The sequence below is a fragment of the Bartonella sp. P0282 genome, assembly GCF_048452985.1.
In the GTDB taxonomy this organism is placed as follows: domain Bacteria; phylum Pseudomonadota; class Alphaproteobacteria; order Rhizobiales; family Rhizobiaceae; genus Bartonella; species Bartonella choladocola.
On record NZ_WTFO01000001.1, the window covers coordinates 40595 to 60013 of the forward strand.

The 19419-nt window shown below is 46.6% G+C and carries 18 protein-coding genes; 3 read left to right on the forward strand and 15 right to left on the reverse strand.

Features of this window, described 5'->3' with window-relative positions; genetic code table 11:
- Position 1: 1 nt before the first annotated feature.
- Together exbB and GQS64_RS00220 are read right to left on the reverse strand one after the other, a co-directional pair.
- Positions 2–1036: a tonB-system energizer ExbB gene (gene exbB / locus GQS64_RS00215; protein WP_246798473.1), complete on the reverse strand. Its 1035-nt coding sequence runs from the start codon at positions 1034–1036 to the stop codon at positions 2–4.
- Positions 1037–1165: 129 nt separating this feature from the next.
- Positions 1166–2461, reverse strand: a complete 1296-nt coding sequence (locus GQS64_RS00220; RefSeq protein ID WP_198230297.1) for a glycerate kinase type-2 family protein — start codon at positions 2459–2461, stop codon at positions 1166–1168.
- A 184-nt stretch (positions 2462–2645) separates the two neighbouring features.
- Here GQS64_RS00220 and GQS64_RS00225 point away from each other — a divergent pair, with 184 nt between their 5' ends.
- Both GQS64_RS00225 and GQS64_RS00230 read left to right on the forward strand, forming a co-directional pair.
- On the forward strand, positions 2646–2957 hold the full coding sequence (locus GQS64_RS00225) for a DUF883 family protein (RefSeq protein WP_077993954.1): 312 nt from the start codon (positions 2646–2648) through the stop codon (positions 2955–2957).
- Positions 2958–2960: 3 nt separating this feature from the next.
- On the forward strand, positions 2961–3398 hold the full coding sequence (locus GQS64_RS00230; protein WP_077993956.1) for a phage holin family protein: 438 nt from the start codon (positions 2961–2963) through the stop codon (positions 3396–3398).
- An 82-nt stretch (positions 3399–3480) separates the two neighbouring features.
- Here GQS64_RS00230 and GQS64_RS00235 read toward each other — a convergent pair whose 3' ends face one another.
- From GQS64_RS00235 to GQS64_RS00295, 13 genes are all read right to left on the reverse strand, one after another.
- Positions 3481–4209, reverse strand: coding sequence for an outer membrane protein (locus GQS64_RS00235; RefSeq protein ID WP_198230298.1), 729 nt, complete (start codon positions 4207–4209; stop codon positions 3481–3483).
- Positions 4210–4426: 217 nt separating this feature from the next.
- A complete protein-coding gene (gene glmM, locus GQS64_RS00240; protein WP_198230299.1) occupies positions 4427–5779 on the reverse strand; it encodes a phosphoglucosamine mutase in 1353 nt (450 codons plus the stop codon).
- Positions 5780–6043: 264 nt separating this feature from the next.
- Positions 6044–8185 carry an ATP-dependent zinc metalloprotease FtsH gene (gene ftsH, locus GQS64_RS00245; protein ID WP_198230300.1) on the reverse strand — a complete coding sequence of 714 codons (2142 nt, stop codon included), beginning with the start codon at positions 8183–8185 and terminating at the stop codon, positions 6044–6046.
- Between the two features lie 113 nt (positions 8186–8298).
- Complete coding sequence (gene tilS / locus GQS64_RS00250) at positions 8299–9636, reverse strand: tRNA lysidine(34) synthetase TilS (protein WP_198230301.1); 1338 nt, start codon at positions 9634–9636, stop codon at positions 8299–8301.
- Positions 9627–10682 (reverse strand): tol-pal system protein YbgF, encoded by a 1056-nt coding sequence (gene ybgF, locus GQS64_RS00255; protein ID WP_077993963.1) that lies wholly within the window; start codon positions 10680–10682, stop codon positions 9627–9629. Before ybgF ends, tilS begins: the two co-directional genes overlap by 10 nt.
- 121 nt (positions 10683–10803) lie before the next feature.
- Positions 10804–11295 carry a peptidoglycan-associated lipoprotein Pal gene (gene pal, locus GQS64_RS00260; protein ID WP_075869304.1) on the reverse strand — a complete coding sequence of 164 codons (492 nt, stop codon included), beginning with the start codon at positions 11293–11295 and terminating at the stop codon, positions 10804–10806.
- 370 nt (positions 11296–11665) lie between these two features.
- Positions 11666–12937, reverse strand: coding sequence for a Tol-Pal system beta propeller repeat protein TolB (gene tolB / locus GQS64_RS00265; protein WP_225868198.1), 1272 nt, complete (start codon positions 12935–12937; stop codon positions 11666–11668).
- 464 nt (positions 12938–13401) lie between these two features.
- A complete protein-coding gene (locus GQS64_RS00270; protein WP_077993967.1) occupies positions 13402–14454 on the reverse strand; it encodes a hypothetical protein in 1053 nt (350 codons plus the stop codon).
- Between the two features lie 21 nt (positions 14455–14475).
- Positions 14476–14937: a protein TolR gene (gene tolR / locus GQS64_RS00275; RefSeq protein ID WP_077972976.1), complete on the reverse strand. Its 462-nt coding sequence runs from the start codon at positions 14935–14937 to the stop codon at positions 14476–14478.
- Between the two features lie 13 nt (positions 14938–14950).
- Positions 14951–15664 carry a protein TolQ gene (gene tolQ / locus GQS64_RS00280; RefSeq protein WP_077993971.1) on the reverse strand — a complete coding sequence of 238 codons (714 nt, stop codon included), beginning with the start codon at positions 15662–15664 and terminating at the stop codon, positions 14951–14953.
- 730 nt (positions 15665–16394) lie between these two features.
- The gene (locus GQS64_RS00285) at positions 16395–17084 is read right to left on the reverse strand and encodes a DUF1013 domain-containing protein (protein WP_198230302.1); all 690 of its coding nucleotides are present in this window, start codon (positions 17082–17084) and stop codon (positions 16395–16397) included.
- A gap of 131 nt (positions 17085–17215) precedes the next feature.
- Positions 17216–18217, reverse strand: a complete 1002-nt coding sequence (locus tag GQS64_RS00290) for an NAD(P)H-quinone oxidoreductase (protein ID WP_246798474.1) — start codon at positions 18215–18217, stop codon at positions 17216–17218.
- A gap of 560 nt (positions 18218–18777) precedes the next feature.
- Positions 18778–18945, reverse strand: coding sequence for a YdcH family protein (locus tag GQS64_RS00295; protein WP_077993977.1), 168 nt, complete (start codon positions 18943–18945; stop codon positions 18778–18780).
- 269 nt (positions 18946–19214) lie between these two features.
- On the opposite strand from GQS64_RS00295, the gene GQS64_RS00300 reads away from it, so the two are divergent.
- A complete protein-coding gene (locus tag GQS64_RS00300) occupies positions 19215–19418 on the forward strand; it encodes a YdcH family protein (protein WP_077993980.1) in 204 nt (67 codons plus the stop codon).
- The last annotated feature ends 1 nt before the right edge of the window (position 19419 follow it).

Below are 19419 nucleotides of genomic sequence, written 5' to 3' on the forward strand. Positions count from 1 at the left end.
CCTACTCCGCAGCAATCGACAAACTCGGCCGTGTTGCTGTTTCACGCTTGACTTTACGGAAGTCGAGATCACGACTGACAAGACGTTCAATTCCGGCTGAAACATCAATAAGCTGTTGCCGATAACCGGTAATCAAACGGGCAAAGACATTGTAGATAATGACAGCGGGCACGGCTGCAACAAGGCCGATGGCTGTTGCAAGAAGCGCTTCAGCAATACCGGGAGCAACAACGGCAAGATTGGTTGTTTGCGCTTGCGAAATACCGATGAAGGAATTCATAATACCCCAGACAGTACCGAAAAGGCCGACGAAAGGACCGATAGCGCCGATTGTTGCCAACACACCGGTTCCGAATGCAACATGACGTCCGGATGCTGAAATAATGCGCGAGAGAACCGAACTCAATCGTTCTTTCAAGCCCTCGGTTCCAGCCAAATCCACGGCTGCGAGCGAAGCTTCCACTTCATCTTGTGCCGCCTGTACCAAGCGGGGGCCGACGCCTTTGTCATTTTTAACTGCCAAAGCAAGCTCGGAAAGGCTTTGAGCACCGTTAACCTGCCTCATGGTCGCTCTTGCCCGCCTTTTCACCGCCGATACTTCGATAAGTTTGACAATGAAAATAACCCAGGTTGCTACAGAAGCGAGTGCCAGACCGACCATAACCACTTTAACGACCCAGTCCGCATTCAGGAACATACCGATAGGAGAAAGATCATGCGGGATGGAAGCGATAAAATGGTCGGCAGCCTGACTGGCCGTATCGGCAGCAGCTTTAGCTGTGCTTTCCGTCTCCGAAGCGGCCGATTGCAAAGCCTGTTCACCTGCTTTCAAAGCATTTTCGCCCGTCTGAACGGCACTTTCACCGGAATGCAAGACATTTTCACCGGTTTGTAAGGCTTTTTCGCCAGCTTGTTCACCAGCTTGCAATACCTGATTTCCGGTTGTTTGCTGCACTTCATTTTGTGCCGATGCATAGCCGCCAGCCAGGCATAGAAATGCCGCGGCAGTTACAAGCCTTGTCAAAGATCTCATCATCGCTCTCGTTCCTGAACTTCAATTCGATGGCGATTAATTAACAAAATTTAATATGATAAATCAAGTCATGTTTATGCAAATATTGAAGTTATTTTCTGCCTGCCAAAAAATTCTACCCCCGGCGCCGTCTTAACGAACAATGATTGCACGGAAATCATTGACATTGGTTCCCGTCGGGCCGGTTTCAAGAAGGTCATCAAGCATATTGAATGCACTCCAAGCATCGTGGCGGGCAAGAAAAGTTGCGGGATCAAAACCTTGCTGTTTGAGACGTAAACAACTATTGCCGTCACAAAATGCACCTGCATTGAATTCACTACCGTCGCGACCATCCGTATCTGCCGCAAGTGCCGTGATAGAACTCTCCCCCTCTATTGCCATCGAAAATGACAGTAAAAATTCGCTATTTCTTCCACCCTTGCCAACGTCACCCTTGTTGTAATCGCCGGTGATCGTCACGGTTGTTTCGCCGCCCGAAAGCATAACGACAGGTTTTTCAAAAGGGCGGTTTTTCAAGGCAATTTCACGGGCAATGGCAGCATGCATCAATGCAATATCCTTTGCTTCACCTTCAATCGAATCGGAAAGGATAATGGCATTCAAACCGGCTTTGCGCGCATGAGCGGCGGCTGCTTCCAGCGATGTCGCCGCCGATGCAACAATATAGGCGGCATTTTTTTCAAAAGCAGGATTATCGGGAGTTGGAGCCTTGGCAAGCTCGCTCTTTAAAACGGAAACGGCTTTTGGAGGCAAAGCAATATGATATTGGCTTACAAATTTTAACGCTTCCTCGCGGGTTGACCAATCGGCAACTGTGGGACCAGATGCAACTTGCGAGGCAATGTCTCCCGGAATATCCGACACAATGAAACTGACGACGCGGGCGGGCGCTGCATAATAGGCAAGCCGCCCCCCTTTGATTTGTGACAAATGCTTCCTGATCGTATTCATCGCGCCGATGGGAGCCCCGCTCTTCAACAATGCCTCATTGATCGCGATTTCGTCTTCAAGTGTCAAAGGTTCCAGCGGCAAAGGCAACAAAGCCGAGCCACCACCGCAGATAAGCGCAATGACGAGATCATCGGCTGATAATCCTTGAACAAGTTTGACAAGCTTTTTTGCCGCTTTCAGCCCGTTTTCATCCGGCAAGGGGTGGGAAGCTTCCAGAACTTCAATCGAACGAAGCGAGGTCGCGTGGCCATAACAGGTGACAACCGCACCTTCAAGCTCGCCATAGCCGGCTTTATCCCATAGTTTTTCAAGTGCCAAAGCCATTTGAGCGGAACCTTTGCCCGCTCCCACAACAATGGTCCTGCCTTTTGGCTTTGCGGGTAAAAACTGTTCCATCAAACATTCCGGATTGGCAGCGGCAACCGCACAATCAAAAAGTTCGTTCAATAATTGACGATCATTGTTATTTTTCAATTATGACCTCCCCGAAAAATCTGTTTCCCGTTTCTTTTGTTTCAGATTTTTATTTCCATTTACAGTTTATTGTTGCAGACTTTTGCGAAAAAAGTGGAAAAAACAAACACAATAACTATGTAATTAAAGTACATCGTCCGAAAATTTCGTACGGTCATTCATTCTTAAAGCAGGAGAAGACGATATGCCTAAGGAAAATGCGACACCAACCGAAAAAAGTCTCCAGGAACAATTTGAACAGTTGAAAAAAGAGGTTTCCAATATTCATTCCACATTGAATGATCTGGGTTCCGAAAAACTGACAGCCGCCAAAGGCAAAGCCGAAAAGCTTTATGCATCGGCGAAAGAAAATGGTGAGGAAGCGATCTCGCAGGCAAAAGAAAAGATTGGCGATGTGCAAGGACAATTGTGCAATTGCATACGCGAAAAACCGATTGCAAGCCTTGCCGCAGCCGCAGGTGTCGGTTTTATTCTTGCTCTGTTGATGCGGCGTTAAAATATGTTGCGGCTTATCGCGCCGCTTATTGGCGGTTTGGCAAATGGCAGCGTGAAAACGGCAGTCAAATCAACGCGTAATCAGGCAATTTGTTATTTACTGATCGGTTTGTCACTGTTTTTCGCGGTGATATTCCTGTGCGTCATAGCATTTATTGCCCTTACATGGGTGGTCTCTCCGATCTTGTCGGCAACGATTATTTTTGCCTTTTGGCTCATTGTGGCGCTTGCCGGTTTTTTAATCGGCCGGTCTGTTTCAGCCAAAAGACGAAAAATCTATGAAGAACAGATGAATGACGAGCGGTTCAACCTTGTGGCGGCATCTCTTGTTGCTGCCGTTCCTGCCATATTGAAAAACAAAAAGACGCTTACTCTTGCAATTCCCCTTATCGGATTGGCAGCATTGATGTTCTGGAACAAGGATAACAACCGGAAGTCGTGAAATCCGTATTCAAGGGATGAAATTTTAAAAAACCGGTTGTGTTCCAACCGGTTTTTGTCTTTTCGCAAGTGGTTACAATTGATTATTTGAAAGCGTATCTTATACCCACTTTTACATCATGTGATGTCAGATGGTCGAGCTTGAGAGCGCCGTTTTCCGAAATACCGGCAGTTTTTGCGTCGCCCAGATCGCTATAGCTATAACCGATATCGAATATAACACGAGGGGAAAGTTTCACACCTATGCCTGCATGGATTGCAAAAGCAAAGTCCCATTCGGTTTTTGCGGCTGCCTCATAGGTTTGTCTACCGTTATCCACCTCGAAGTCGCTGACACGATTGGCACTTGCTCCGAGGCCTGCCCCGATATAGGGCGTAACATCATGATAGGTTACAAGGTCGACATAAGCATTCGCCATGAATACGGTTGAAGACACATCACCTTCATATTTTCTTGTTGTATCGAAATCGCGATCCTTCGCAGTGATTGTATTTTTGGCACGATATTCGATCGTCCCGTCAAAGCGGACAATATCATTGAGACGATAGCCCAGACCGACCCCGCCAAGAAAGGCGTTATCCATATCACCTTTATTTTTCCAGTGATAATCGGCACTTGCGTCGCCCGAATCGAATCTGTCGAATTTATGGATGTCGCCGAGGCTGACACCGGCATATGCTTTTGCATAAAAGGGAATGTTTTCGGTTGTGATGGCAATTTCGGGAACCTTGTCAAGGTCGATGTCATTGGCCAACGCCTGATTTAAACCAAGTGCCGACAATGCTCCAATAAATGCAAAGCAAAATTTCATTCTCAAGCCTCTAAACAAGACGCAAATGCCATCATCTTGTGAAGCTTTTTAAACATGATTGGTTAAGACGTTCTTAACCATAAATTTTAACTATCTATTTTCCATAACCAAAAAGCTATTCAAAGCCGGAACAGGCATAAAAAAAGCAGCCATTTTCAGGCTGCTTTTCAAAAAACCGAAAAGTCTATTTGCGCTTGAACTGTACTTCGGGCACTTGTCAGATGGCGTCTCTTACCTTTTTTAACGCCTCGACGATCTCGTCAACCACATTTCCGATCAAACGTTCATCATCACCTTCCGCCATAACACGAATGAGAGGCTCGGTTCCCGACGGGCGAATAACCAGTCGACCATTTTTTCCCAAACGTTTTTCAGCGTTTTTGATAACATCTTTGACGTGGGCATCTTCAAGCGGTTTGCCTTCGGAAAAGCGGACATTCTTCAAGACTTGCGGCACCGGCTCGAAGCGGTGACAAAGCTCGCTCATCGGCTTTTGTGATTCCTTCGCACATCCCAGAATTTGTAACGATGTCACCAGACCATCGCCGGTCGTCCCGTAATCGGATAGCACAATATGACCCGATTGTTCGCCACCGACATTGAAACCATGCTGGCGCATATATTCAACCACATACCGGTCGCCAACCTTGGTTCTTGCCATGGTCAGCCCTTTTTGACCGAGAAAACGTTCAAGTCCGAGATTGGACATGACTGTTGCAACGATACCGCCCCCCCGTAAAAGACCATTTTCCAGCCACCGTTCGGCAACAACGGCCATCAACTGGTCACCGTCGATAATGGCTCCGGTTTCATCAACCATCACCACGCGGTCGCCATCGCCATCAAGTGCGATTCCCGCATCCGCTCTCACTTCATGAACCTTGCGCATCAAAGCAATCGGGTGGGTCGAACCGCAATCTTCGTTGATATTTGTGCCTGTCGGCTTATCGCTCAATGTGACAACTTCCGCACCAAGCTCCCACAGTGCAAGCGGTGCTGCTTTATAGGCCGCACCATTGGCACAATCGACAACAATCCGCATACCGTCCAATCGGACATCACGCGGCAATGTGCGTTTGGCAAACTCGATATAACGATAAATATCACCTTCAACGCGCTTTGCCCGACCGATTTGCGACTGTCCCGCAAGCTCGTTTGTCATGTCGCTTTCAATGAGTTTTTCGATTTTCATCTCGATTTCGTCGGAAAGTTTGAAACCGTCCGGACCGAACAATTTTATACCATTATCGAAAAAAGGATTATGGGAAGCCGAAATCATAACGCCGACATCGGCACGCAGCGAACGGCAAAGCATTGCCACGGCTGGTGTAGGAATTGGCCCCAAAAGAAACACTTCCATGCCGCTTGCCGTAAAGCCTGCAACCATAGCATTTTCCAGCATATAGCCTGACAGGCGTGTATCTTTGCCGATAACAACTCTTCCCGGCCGTCCCTGACTGCGAAAAAGAATACCTACCGCCATACCGACTTTCATAGCCACATCCGCGGTCATCGGAAATGTATTGGCTTTCCCCCTTATTCCATCGGTACCGAAATATTTAAACGCCATTATATTTTCCTTTTTCGACAAAATTCCGTGTTCGATAAAATTCAAATTTCGATCAATTCAAATTTCGATAAAATTCTGCCGGCCATTCATACTACAATTTTCAATGTTCCAACTAACAATTTTTAAGCAGAAAACCAACCGTCGACCGCATCAATGAAGGCCTTCATGGCGCGAATTATCACGACACGGTTAACATTCATATGTTTGAACAAAATAAAAGCGGCTTGAGCGTATCAAGCCGCTTCAGATTTTTTGAACCGGAATTCAGGCCTTTTTATCATCACCATGATCGGTGACGGTTTCTTCCTTTGCCGATTTTTCACTTTCCGTTACCGGTTTTTCGGACTTTTGCGATGGCGAAGTTTTTGTCGCCTTTCTTGTCCTTTTCGGCTTTTTTTCGGCTGCTTTTTTTTCAGTTGTCTTTTTTTCGATTTCCGACTTTTCGGAAGTTTCAGACTTTTCATCGGCTTCATCAGCCGGTTGAGAAGCCGCTTTTGCCCTTACAACAACCGACTTCGACTGGTCGGCTTTGGGTTTTTCGGGCGTTTTTCCGGCTTTCGGAACACTTGAGACATGCGGTGTCGGCGAATCCTTGCCCATATCCCGTGAAGGCGGTTTGCCATTGATAACTTCCTGAATTTCGGCTCCCGTAAGAGTTTCGTATTCAAGCAGGCCTTCGGCAAGTGCAACCCATTGTTTCTTTTTCGAGGTCAAGGTTTGTTTGGCCGTCTGATAGGCTTCGTCGATAAGACGACGAATTTCGGCATCAATCACCCTTGCAGTTTCTTCCGAAACTTGCTGGTTACGCCCGCCTCCCTGATACATATCTTCCTGACTTTCGCCATAAGTAACCTTGCCGAGTTCATCGGAAAAGCCCCAACGTGTGACCATAGCACGGGCAAGTTTCGTTGCCTGTTCAATGTCGGAGGACGCGCCGGAAGTGATGTTATCCTTGCCGAACTTCAATTCTTCGGCAACACGGCCACCCATCATGATTGCCAGTCGCGAAATCATGTAGCGGTAGCTCATCGAATATTTGTCACCTTCCGGCAATTGCATAACCATGCCGAGTGCGCGACCACGCGGGACAATTGTTGCTTTGTGCACGGGATCGGCTGCCGGCATATTGATAGCAATAATGGCATGTCCGGCTTCGTGAAAAGCTGTCAGCTCTTTTTCTGCCGGTGTCATGGCGGAATGGCGTTCTGCCCCCATCATGACTTTGTCTTTGGCATCCTCGAATTCCTGCATGGTGACCAGACGTTTGTCGCGCCGTGCTGCCATAAGTGCCGCTTCATTGACAAGATTCATCAAATCGGCACCGGAAAATCCGGGTGTGCCGCGCGCCACAATCTTCAAATCGACATTGGGTGCCAAAGGCACATTGCGAACATGGACTTTAAGAATTTCCTCACGCCCTGCAACATCGGGATTGGGAACAACCACCTGCCGGTCAAAACGACCCGGACGCAACAATGCCGGATCAAGCACATCGGGACGGTTGGTTGCGGCAATCAGAATAATGCTTTCATTCGGCTCGAACCCGTCCATCTCGACAAGAAGCTGGTTCAAAGTCTGTTCACGTTCATCATTGCCACCGCCGAAACCGGCTCCACGGTGACGGCCAACGGCATCAATCTCATCAATGAAAATGATACATGGCGCATTCTTTTTTGCCTGCTCGAACATGTCGCGAACGCGGCTTGCACCAACACCAACAAACATTTCGACAAAATCCGAACCGGAAATTGTGAAGAAAGGCACATTGGCTTCACCGGCAACAGAACGGGCGAGCAATGTTTTACCGGTTCCGGGCGGGCCAACAAGTAAAACACCCCGCGGGATACGGCCGCCAAGACGCTGGAACTTTTGTGGTTCGCGCAAAAATTCGACAATTTCCTGTAGATCCTGTTTGGCTTCATCAACACCCGCGACATCCTTGAATGTTACGCGACCATGGGCTTCTGTCAGCAGTTTTGCTTTCGACTTGCCGAACCCCATAGCGCCGCGTGAACCGCCTTGCATCTGGCGCATGAAGAAAATCCACACACCAATCAGGATAACAACGGGTAAAAGCGAGAAAAGCAAATTCATGAATGTGCTGTTTCCCGTGCTTTCCGGTTGCGCCCGGACATTGACGTTCTTGCTTTCAAGACGATCGACAAGACCGGGATCATTAGGAGCGAAAGAAAGGACGGTCCGGTTATCGGTTGTGATACCGGTCAAACGTTGTCCTTGAATCGTGACGGTTTTGATTTCTTTATTATCAACCCGCTTCAGAAAATCTGAATAAGTAATCTCTCCTGTGCCAGCTTGCTGACTATTCCCGTTAAAAAACGAAAACAAAGTAATCAGCAAGAGTGCAATGATCCCCCATATCAGGAAGGAACGATAATTTGGATTCATATTAGGTCCACTCGATCTATTACGCTCTGTCAGATAATTTTAATGTAACATATGTGCTTGAAGTTGCCTTGCCAAGGTTGAAGATCACCTTTCATCATAATTCATCCGGCTTTTTAGTCATTTTCCCGCGATGTTGACAATGTCATTTCAAAAAACGGGCTTAATATATTGAAAAGGGAGTAATCGTCCGATGATATAAGCCACCCGAACGGCCGCATAAATCTTTTGCAAGTCAAATTTTCGGCGTGAACAAGTTTTCCGGTAAGTGCCGGAATATCGATTCCCGACCGGCTGAAAATTGCCAATGCTGTTTGCAATGAAAGAAAATGGATTGAACGGCTGCTTATATTCTGTTCTTCAGCGACAGCCTTTATATCGCAAACCGAGGGAACATTTACCCTGACTGCATTATTCGACCGGTTATCAACGCGGTAGCGCCCATCCCATATAATGGAAGATTGTGGACCGGCGACACTTGCCGTCTGGTTTCTCGCCTCGCGCCATAGCCTGATCGTTTTACCATTGATTTCGATGACTGTTCCAAGCAACGTAAAATGATAAAGTGACGTGCGTTTCTTCACCAATTGTTTTTTCAAAAAATCGACTTGTGAATCACTTGCAAGAGCCTGAGAACCACCAATAATTGAGGCAAGAACACCCATGACAAAAGGAAATTGGGGGTCATTCAATTGTTCATCTGAAACATTGCTGATCGTACATAAAGCATGTTGCATCTTCATATCAAGTTTGGCAATCAATTCAACTGCGGCTTTGTTCTCGTCACGTCTGAAAATGGCTGCCTCTTCGACTTTTTTGGCGATAATATCAATATCCTCGTCTTTCAAACGTTGACGGATTCGCACCCGTTCATAATGCGGGTTTTCATTCGTCGGGTCGTCGATCCAGTCCTGTTTGATAGAGCGCAGATATTCCCGTAATTGTTCCCGTTTCACCCCCAAGAGAGGCCGGATTAAGCGTATTTTGCGCATCAGAAGTGATTCACGCGGCATACAGGCAAGTCCGCGACGGCTACCGCGATGCAACCGCATTTCATATGTCTCGGCCTGATCGTTCAAAGTGTGGCCGGTCATGATAACGTTCGCCCCGACTTTTTCAGCTTCCGAAAAAAGCAAGCCGTAACGGGCGATCCGTGCTTCGTGAGACAAAGCCGTTTGCGGTTTTGCATCTGCCCAACAAACGGTCTCGTGGCGAACATCGAGACGCTTGCACAATCGGGCAACTTCTTCCGCCTCGGCTGCGGATTCGGGACGCAAACGATGGTCGACTGTGACAGCAAGGAGTTCGGGTGCGTCTTCAAGTTGTTTCAGATAATCGCGCAGAAGAAACAGAAGCGAAGTCGAATCTCCGCCCCCTGAAACAGCAGCAATGACAATTTTACAGTTTTTGAAATCTGAAGGCTGAAAGAGTTGTTTAAAATCTATTACTGACACTTGTTACGACTTTGCTCGTCCTTGACACGTTTTAAAACTGCCGGGTCTACGGTTTTATATCGTTTTGTCACTTCGGCAAAGGTTGCGCAAGCCACTTTCTGTTCATCAAGATGAGCCATGCTCATTCCAAGTTTTAAAAGATTTTCCGGTCCGCGCGGTGAATCCTTGTAATTGCGTTGCACATCAATATAGGCTTGTGCCGCTTCACGATAGCGCTTCTGCCCGAAAAGTGATTCACCAAGCCAGAAACCGGCATCGGCAATTTGCGGATCTGTCGGATAACGCTCCTGAAAAGCTCGAAAATCGGCCTCAGCCGTCCGATAATCGCCGGAAAGAATATTTTTATAACCGATGTCATAGAGTTCTTTTGCACTCGCCGTCTGTGGAGCGACAGGTGCAGCAGAGTTCCCCTGGGTGGCCGCTTGTTCTTGTGAAGCTGTTGCCACCGCATTCTGGTTGATGCTCCCGTTGAGGATATTGCCGTTTTTGTCGAATTCGATAGATCCCAGATCTTTCGGCGCTTCCTGCGGATTTATATTTTTTTGTTCGCCACTTTTGTCGCTTCCCACACCGGGAAGTGTTGCCGAACTTTCAGTCGAGGTGGCCGTTCTTGGCAATTCCTGCTTGCCATTGGTTGAAGATGAAGGCGATTGCGGTTCCACCGCTTGCGACTGTTTTTTCGGTTCCTGAGCAGTTTGTTGTGAAGGATTTGCCGCCGCTCCTCCTTGCAATTGTCGCAATTGCTCCTGCATTTGCAGAACCATGAAATTGAGTTCTTCAACTTTCCCCGTAAGTTCACGCACCTGTTGTTGAAGGTCGGTTACCCGGCTATCGGGTTGCGGTGACATTTGCACCGTCTGGCTTTCAACGGTTTTTTTCTTGCCAAAGGGAAAAAGCCCGTTTGCAAAAGACGAGCCTCCCTGATCGGCAGATGCACTATAACAGGGCGAGAGAGCGGCAAATGACAATGCCGGTATAAAAGCTGCTGTGATAACCAGACGTTTTACCGAACATGTCAATAAACGGGGGGATGAAAGAAAACCCATAGCTTTGTCCTTTTATTTATGTTCGCGCACCAAAAACGTTATCAGGCAACTTCGGCGGAAATTTGTCACAAAAAAACGGCCCTTGAAGGGGCCGTCTTTAACATTGGAATAAAAATGTAAATCAGCGTGCGTTGTTCAAGACTGTAACAGCGCGACGGTTCTGGTTCCAGCACTGTGGAGCATCACAAACGGCAACCGGACGTTCCTTACCATAGGAAATTGTCCGCATACGGTTGGCTGCAACACCTTGCGAGATCAGGTAGTCACGTGCGGCAACCGCACGGCGCTGACCAAGAGCAATATTGTATTCGCGTGTACCACGTTCGTCGGCATGACCTTCAACAGTGATGGTGTATTGCGGATAACGCTGCAACCATTGTGCCTGACGGGTCAATGTCTGCTGGGCATCAGCACGAATGCTGGAAGAATCGAGATCAAAGAATACGCGGTCACCAACGTTGACTGTAAAGTCCTGCGCTGATCCCGGTTTTGCGTTGTTCAGTCCAAGCGCATTCGGATCATTCAGGCCGTGTTTGGCGCAGCCAGCGAGAGTTAGCGATAGGACAAATGCTATAGCAAGCGGATTGCGAGCAAGTTTTTGGAAACGGCCCATGTGCCGAGACTCCTTAAAAGTTAGCGGTTGATTTCAAGGCTTTTAGCTTGATTTGCTTAAAAAGCTCTCAACACGCATGGTTAATGAATACTTACGCATCACTTTTTATAAAAAATACAAATCCACCGGTTGCTCGCTGATTGAGGCGGAAAGACGGCAGACGTGTTTTTCCTTAGCGCGAAATGAGTAAAAAGTCCAATAGCAAGTTAAAGTGAAAAGAGCTTAAATAAAAACGCCGCTTTAAAACTTTTAAAGCGGCGTTGAAACCAACATATTTCCTTTTTGATCGCTCATGCAATGAACGGGCCGGAAAACCGAAAATTATAAAACGAGAAGGTCTTTTTATCGAAACCGGTTTTCAGGATTATTCCTAATCTAGCAATGGTGACCAGGCCGGGTCGGATGCACCATTGGGGGTTGGCAATACACGTTCGTTACGTCCGGTTATATCAATCGTATAGAGCTTTGGCTGCTGCCCCTGATTTTGCCGGAAGAACATGATAACGCGGCCATTTGGCGCCCATGTCGGACCTTCATTATGGAAGCCGGAAGTCAACAAGCGTTCACCCTGCCCGTCGGGCTTCATAACACCGATTGAAAATTGCCCCTGCGACTGCTTGGTGAAAGCAATGTAATCACCGCGAGGCGACCAGACCGGTGTTGAATAGCTGCCATCTCCGAACGAGATGCGGTGCTGGTTGCTGCCATCGGTATTCATGACATAGATTTGCGGTTTGCCACCGCGATCGGATTCAAAAACAATCTGTGTGCCATCGGGCGAATAGGACGCCGATGTATCAATGGCCGGTGTTGTTGTAAGCCGTGTTGTCGAACGCGAACGCAAATCCATAGTGTAAAGATTGGCGCTGCCATTATCCTGTAAAAGGCTCATAATCACCTTTTGACCATCCGGTGAAAAACGCGGTGCAATGGTCATATTCGGGAAAGTACCGACAAGTTCACGCTGACCTGTTTCGATTTGTTGCAAATAAACCTTCGGGACATTGTTACCGGCATAAGCCATATAGGTAATTTCCTGACGGCTGGGCGAAAAACGCGGTGTTAAAACGAGTTCACGTCCATTCGAGATATAAGTGAGGTTTGCTCCGTCCTGATCCATAATAGCAAGACGTTTGACACGTGCATTTGCTGCACCTGTTTCATCAACAAATACAATGCGCGTATCGAAATAACCTTTTTCACCGGTCATTTTCGTATAAATAGCATCGGCGATAATATGGGCAACGCGACGCCAGGTTTGCGGTGTTGCATAGAACTGGCGGCCTTCAAGCTGTTTGCCGCCATAAACATCCCATAGACGGAATTCTACACGCAAACGCCCGTCTGCTTCTTTTGTGACACGGCCGGTTACCAGACCTTGTGCGTTGATTTGCTGCCAATCGGGAAACCGTGGTTGTACATCCGGATTGGAAATACGTTCAAGAAATGACGATTTGTCAATCGGTTTGAAAAGCCCTGAACGTTCAAGATCGGCAGTTACGACCGAGGAAATCTGCACACCCATCTGGTCACCGGCAATAAAATCGGTAACTGCAATAGGTATCGGATTGAAATCGGCCGACGAGACAGTTCCTTTCAATTGCGCATAAGCGGTTTGCCAGCTTAAAAATGGCAAAACCATTGACAAAAAAACAAAAATATAAAGGCGCTTATTTTTCTTAATCATCGAAGAAACCATTTTCTTTCCGTTGCCTTAAAGCATTCCACTTTACGTCTTTTTTGTATCGGAATCGTAAAAATTCCGGATATCCATTCCAATTGCATGAACAGCTTTTCACTCATGACAAGACTTGTTTGAAAAACCGGTTCCAAGCCATTTCGCATCAGATCCTTCCCGACCTTTCCAACACCTTCAAAACATTTTCGAGCAACGCCGGGTTTTCTGCTGCTATCATCATTGCCATGAGACAATTTTGCCAAGCCGGAAACCGGATATGCAATCGAAAACAATATGAACATCGAAAACTGTTTTCCGCCATTATGAAGAAATTATCTCATCAACACCATTGGCGAATAGTAAAGTCGGTTATCTCTCCTAAAATTGTTTACTCTGTTTAATCCCGTCACAAAAATTCATCGCCACAATCAGAACGAGTTGAACGGGTCGATTTTCAAATCAAATCCCTGACCCCATTTGTCATACTGGTCACGTGGCAAATCCTCGAACGGCTGACAGGCAAATATGGCCGCGCGTGTCTGGTTAATCAGCAAGTCCACTTTATTGGGGTTACCACTCATTCCGGTAATGATCGGTTCACCGACAACTTTACCCTCTATGCTCAAATTGAACTTGGCTTCGGCAACCGGATTTTCTCCGGCAACCCCGCCACCAAGGGCGGCCAATTTCAAGTTTTTGGTGATACAGCTTGTTGCCGCATTAACGAGTGTCTGTCCAACATCCTGACCATTGCCGATATTTTTCTTGGCACCAAAACCGGCCGGCCCCTGTGAACGGGCAGCACCACCGCCGGATGTGCGCGTTTTATCAATCAAGGCCTTTTCGTTCATTGCCAGAATATCATCGACACTTTCACCTTTGGCTTTTACAGCAGGCTTTGGTTCTGCCGGTTTCGGTTTTGCTGTCGGCAAAGGTGCTTTTTCCGGTAAATTCGGGAAAGGATCCTTCTTCGGCTCGCTGGCTGGTTCGGTCGCATCGGCCGATTCTTCCGGTTTCGGCTCGGCCTTATCCGGCTTGGAACTTTCTTCCGGTTTCTGTTCTTCTACCTTCGGTTTTTCTTCAGGTTTCGGAGTATTGTCCGGCTTTGTTTCGGGCGTTTTTGTAGGTGGAACAGGATTCGGATCCGCGTCGGGTGTACCCGAAGGCGGCGGTGTTGCATCCACATCGCGATCTTTTTCCTTGGGCTTTAATGGCGCTTCATTATCAACCTTGCCATCACCGACATGCTCGGCATCGGGTTTTTCAACCGGTTTTGTGGTCGGTTTCGGCGCGGCCTTATTCTCTTTGGATGCTGTCAACTCGCCCTTTTGTATCGAAGTCGTTTCGGCAATCGGCACCAGAGAAACCGGCAAAGCTTCGGTTACCTCCGCATTAAAATCGGCAGGCGAGGAAAGGCTGATAAGCCCCCAGGTAAGAATCAGGGCATGTGCCGCTACCGATGTTGCCAGACCTGCTTTCATAATATCAGTTTATCGCCAATTTTACTGTTGTGGCAGACTTGCCAATGCAACATTGGTAAAGCCCGCTTTCTGAATGATTGCAAGAAGGTCAAGAACCTTCTGGTATTCTACTGTTTTTGCCCCGCGAACAAAAATACGTTGTTTGGAAGCATCACCGCCTGATTCTGTAACCGCTTTCAATTTCGCAACAACTTCATCCGGCGTATCATAATATTCCTCATTAACGGCAAGCCGTCCCTGATCGTTAATGGAAACCGTCAAAGGTTTTGTTTCGGTATTGACGGGGCCTGCTTGCGTTTTCGGTAAATCAAGTGGCACACCATTAACAAGCAATGGTGCCGAAACCATAAAAATAATCAACAGAACCAGCATCACATCAACGAATGGTGTCACGTTGATTTCGCTCATCAAGCCACGGCGCGGTGCACCGCCACGGCGACCACGCCGTTTTGAACCACCGGAACTTCCTACAGCCATACCCATGACAGAATTCCTTTTAGTAAGACTGGCGAGAAGTCAATTTCTCATCAATTTGACGGGAAAGAATGGCTGAAAATTCGTCGGCAAAGCCTTCAAGACGGCCTGTAATTTTTCCCGCGTCTCCCGACAATTTATTGAAAGCAATAACCGCCGGAATAGCCGCAAGAAGACCAATGGCCGTTGCCAACAAAGCTTCCGCAATACCGGGTGCAACAACCGCAAGAGAGGTATTTTTCGATGCAGCAATTGACTGGAAGGAACTCATAATACCGACAACTGTTCCGAAGAGGCCAATAAACGGCCCCGCCGAGCCGACTGTTGCGAGAAACCCCAAACGCGATTCCATCCTGTCGCTTTCGCGGGCGAGTGCAACATCCATGGCTTTATCAATACGGCTTTGCAATCCCATAGGCGAACGCGCACCCTTTTCGAGCGACTTCTTCCATTCCCGCATAGCCGCCATAAAAATAGCGCCCATGCCGAAAACGCGTCGGTCGTTCAAGCTTCTGTAAAGATCTTCGAGCGATTGACCGGACCAAAAGATCTGCTCGAAACGGTTCATCGCGTGGCGAATGCGACTATAGGTAATCAATTTGTCAATAATGATTGCCCAACTCCAGATAGATGCCAATAGCAAGCCGATCATGACAGCTTTTACAACCCAATTGGCCTGCATGAACAGGCTCCAGATTCCTACTGACGCTGGACTTGCTAATTCTATTCCCGGCATAATGTGTTAATCCCTGAATCCAAACGCCCGGCATCTTTTACCGGGCGGCCTTTAGCAAAACTCTTCAATTCCTGTCTAAACGCCCGAAGCATGTTTTCAAATTCTATTAGCAATGCTTCACGACATTTCTATGACGTTCAAATTTGGTGAAACAAAGGCCAAAACGCAAAGATTACGGCGCTTATGCTTCTCGTTTATAGATAGCCAAAGATGGTTAATTTTTAGTAATTTTTTCTCGCTTCTACAAAGTCGATCGCCATAAAATGGATGATCTCTGCTTTGCCTGTTTTCCTTTCCCGATTATCTAAAAAACAGCCAAAAAAGCATTGCCAAACGTGCTGAAATAATTAGTAAAAATATATTCAAACATCATATTCAATTTTTGAAACAATAGATATTTTATGATGACTTATTTTATTTCTATTTTTCTTTCATAAATTATATTTTTAAATTTTCTACAATAATAAACTCCGGATTTTACCATTTTTTACCCGAACATATGAAATATAATGTTTCCCGTTGATATTATACAACGGGTCATGATGACTTCCGTCATTTTGAAAACTTGGGTAGATGCTATAAAGACAACCCGCAATTTACAAAAATTGCGGGTGCTTAAAAAATAAAATTCAGAAATTCAACAATTCTTCAATCGTGATAAGCACGTAACAATGTGTATAGGCACGGGGTCTATATACACAAGCAACTTCACCTATAAGAGAAAGCTCTTTTACTTGTCGTCGCTATCGTTTGTTTCGCTGTTATCACTTTTGAGCGAAGAAAGCTTGGCGAAAACCTTGTCGGCGTCCAGTTCTTCGTCTTTCTTATCGTTAATTTCAAGGTTTTCGGTTGCCGATGCCGGTAGCAATGTGCCATCTTCAGGCATTGCAGCAGGACGGTTTTTGGCTGCTTTTTCTACTTCTATATCAAGTTCGATTTGCGAGCAAAGTCCCAGTGTTACCGGATCCATCGGTGTCAAATTTGCCGAATTCCAGTGTGTACGATTGCGAATTTGTTCGATTGTCGACTTTGTTGTGCCGATCAGACGGGCAATCTGTGCATCTTTCAATTCGGCATGATTGCGTACCAGCCACAAAATCGCATTCGGACGGTCCTGACGCTTTGAAAGCGGTGTATAACGCGGCCCTTTACGCTTGTTTTCCGGAAGGCGAACTTTGGGTTCGGAGATTTTCAGGCGGTAATCATTATTCTTTTCGCCGCGTTCGATTTCATCACGCGTCAATTGACCGGTAATGATGGGATCAAGCCCTTTGATGCCTTGTGCTGATTCTCCATCGGCAATCGCTTTGACTTCCAATGGATGCAATTTGCAAAAAGCGGCGATCTGGTCAAAAGAAAGCGCCGTATTATCAACCAGCCAAACGGCTGTAGCTTTGGGCATCAATAGTTGTGTTGCCATAACATTATCCTCTCGTTCGCCCGCTCCGGTGAGGCGGGACGTGGAATAGACCACATTTTCCGGGAATTCGCCAAGCCTTATAAACCGAATTTTATAAAACGACAAGACATGAGGTGAAACTCGCAAGCCCCTTAGTCAATTTCGAGAATTATTTTGCCTATATGGGCGCTTGATTCCATGCGTTCATGAGCCTTTGCCGCCTCTTCAAGCGGAAAAACCTTATCAATAACCGGCTGAATTTTACCTGTTTCAAGAAGCGGCCAGACCTTTTCCTTTAATTGGGCGGCGATGGCAGCTTTGAAGACAGTATCGCGTGCCCGCAAGGTCGAGCCGGTATGAATAAGCCGTTTTACATAAATATAGTTGAGGTTGACTGTTGCCATAGAGCCGGACAAATTGGCAATCTGGACAATACGTCCATCAGGTGCAGCGATTTTGTAATTCTTGTTGGTATAATCTCCCCCGACCATATCAAGGATTACATTGACACCTTTTTTATTGGTAAATTCCTGAGCCTTGCTGACAAAATCCTCTGTTCGGTAATTGATTGCAAGATCGGCTCCAAGTTTCAAACAGGCTTCGCATTTTTCCGCTGTTCCTGCTGTTATAACCACCTTGGCACCGAAAGCTTTTGCCAATTGGATAGCTGTCGTGCCAATGCCGGAAGTACCGCCATGAACAAGGAAAACTTCCCCCGATTTCAAATGCCCACGATCAAAAACATTGCTCCAAACGGTGAAGAAAGTTTCAGGCAATGCCGCAGCTTTGATAAAATCATAGCCTTCCGGAACAGGTAAAGCATTATCGGCAGCAACTGCCGCATATTCGGCATAACCACCACCGGCGATCAGTGCCGTGACTTTGTCGCCAATCTTCCATTGTTTGACTGCAACACCAAGTTTGACAATTTCACCGGCAACCTCCAACCCCGGTAGTGGCGAAGCGCCTTCCGGCGGCGGATAACTTCCTTGTCTTTGAAAAACATCAGGGCGGTTCACACCCGCCGCACGGACACGCACAAGAATTTCATTATCTTTAATATCCGGAACATCGACTTCGACAAGTTTGAGGACTTCAGGCCCGCCCTTACCGGCAATTTCAATAGCCCGCATTGTCTTTTCAGAAAAAGTCATTGTGTTCCCTTTCATCGAATTTCTTGTGTTTTCTACCAAAATTTCCGGCATTGACCTTGCAAATATTTTTCTCCCCCCCAAAAAAGACAATTCCGTTTGCAAGACAATTCCGTTTAAACGATTTTTCCTCAACAATAGCTGTTCGGGCAATCACCCGATGCATGTGATCTCTTTGCCGATCCGGTCTTTCAATAGTTTACGTTTTTCACATCAAACATTTGAATTATTGAAACGCGTTTTTACAAAAATTCGCTCTTCTTTTTCGCTCGTCTCTGTCACACACCGGTTTCTTTTCTGTCACACATCGACTTCTTTTTTGTCACACACCGGTTATTGCCGGAAAAACAGACCCGCCATTTTCCCGAAAACCACTTCTTTGACAAAGGTCAAATAGCGTTCAACGTCAGGCTTCCATCATAGTTCAAGTAAATTTTATTCAGACCACTTATATCTTGTCGGGTGTTCGTTCGGAACTTCGTTGTGTCCGGTTCGGGGCACAATCATTTCTTGTTCGGGGCACGATAATTCGCGCCCCGTTTTAAAAAAGCAAATGCCGGCGTTTAAAGATTCTTCAGCTTTTCAATTTCATCTTTGAGTGCAAGCTTTTTCCGCTTGAGTTCATTGATCGACAAATCGTCAGCCGAAGGTGAAGCCATAGCTTTGTCAATTTCCGTTTCAAGCTCCTGGTGTTTACGTTCCAAAGATGCCAGATGTGCTTCAGTTGCCATACCATGCTCCTTATTTACGGTATTAACTTTGTATTTTATGCAAAGCCTGTTTCAATTATTATGAAATAGCTTGGCGTTGAAAAATAACTTGGCATCTTTAAGATTAATTGTCGACTTCAAAATCGAATAATACAGAATTTGACAATTAAACATTTCCGCAATTTTTCTTTCGTGATATAGGCAAAAAATTAATGATGGGCTTTAAAGACCGACTGATAAACAAGCTCCATGCCATATAAGCACGATTGCAAAAATAGGACGGCCAGAGAATGTCAGAACAGGAACAGGTTGATGTCAAATTGGCCGTTGCCAAGCTGAAGCAGGAACATGCTGATTATGATGCAGCAATTGACGCTATGATAAAAGCTGGCTGTGACCAGTTACAAATCCAGCGGATGAAAAAAAAGAAGCTGGCAATCAAAGACCAGTTACAGAAACTTGAAGATCGAATTATTCCCGACATCATCGCCTGAT

Bases quoted from the DNA above. Each gene is read 5' to 3' on its own strand.
- tolR (WP_077972976.1), bottom strand. From the start codon at position 14,937: ATGGGTATGGCTGTAGGAAGTTCCGGTGGTTCAAAACGGCGTGGTCGC.
- glmM (WP_198230299.1), bottom strand. From the start codon at position 5,779: ATGGCGTTTAAATATTTCGGTACCGATGGAATAAGGGGGAAAGCCAAT.
- tolQ (WP_077993971.1), bottom strand. From the start codon at position 15,664: ATGCCGGGAATAGAATTAGCAAGTCCAGCGTCAGTAGGAATCTGGAGC.
- GQS64_RS00290 (WP_246798474.1), bottom strand. From the start codon at position 18,217: ATGACTTTTTCTGAAAAGACAATGCGGGCTATTGAAATTGCCGGTAAG.
- ftsH (WP_198230300.1), bottom strand. From the start codon at position 8,185: ATGAATCCAAATTATCGTTCCTTCCTGATATGGGGGATCATTGCACTC.
- exbB (WP_246798473.1), bottom strand. From the start codon at position 1,036: ATGATGAGATCTTTGACAAGGCTTGTAACTGCCGCGGCATTTCTATGC.
- GQS64_RS00300 (WP_077993980.1), top strand. From the start codon at position 19,215: ATGTCAGAACAGGAACAGGTTGATGTCAAATTGGCCGTTGCCAAGCTG.
- pal (WP_075869304.1), bottom strand. From the start codon at position 11,295: ATGGGCCGTTTCCAAAAACTTGCTCGCAATCCGCTTGCTATAGCATTT.
- GQS64_RS00230 (WP_077993956.1), top strand. From the start codon at position 2,961: ATGTTGCGGCTTATCGCGCCGCTTATTGGCGGTTTGGCAAATGGCAGC.
- tolB (WP_225868198.1), bottom strand. From the start codon at position 12,937: ATGGTTTTGCCATTTTTAAGCTGGCAAACCGCTTATGCGCAATTGAAA.
- GQS64_RS00295 (WP_077993977.1), bottom strand. From the start codon at position 18,945: ATGGCAACTGAAGCACATCTGGCATCTTTGGAACGTAAACACCAGGAG.
- GQS64_RS00225 (WP_077993954.1), top strand. From the start codon at position 2,646: ATGCCTAAGGAAAATGCGACACCAACCGAAAAAAGTCTCCAGGAACAA.
- ybgF (WP_077993963.1), bottom strand. From the start codon at position 10,682: ATGGGTTTTCTTTCATCCCCCCGTTTATTGACATGTTCGGTAAAACGT.
- GQS64_RS00270 (WP_077993967.1), bottom strand. From the start codon at position 14,454: ATGAAAGCAGGTCTGGCAACATCGGTAGCGGCACATGCCCTGATTCTT.
- GQS64_RS00285 (WP_198230302.1), bottom strand. From the start codon at position 17,084: ATGGCAACACAACTATTGATGCCCAAAGCTACAGCCGTTTGGCTGGTT.
- GQS64_RS00235 (WP_198230298.1), bottom strand. From the start codon at position 4,209: ATGAAATTTTGCTTTGCATTTATTGGAGCATTGTCGGCACTTGGTTTA.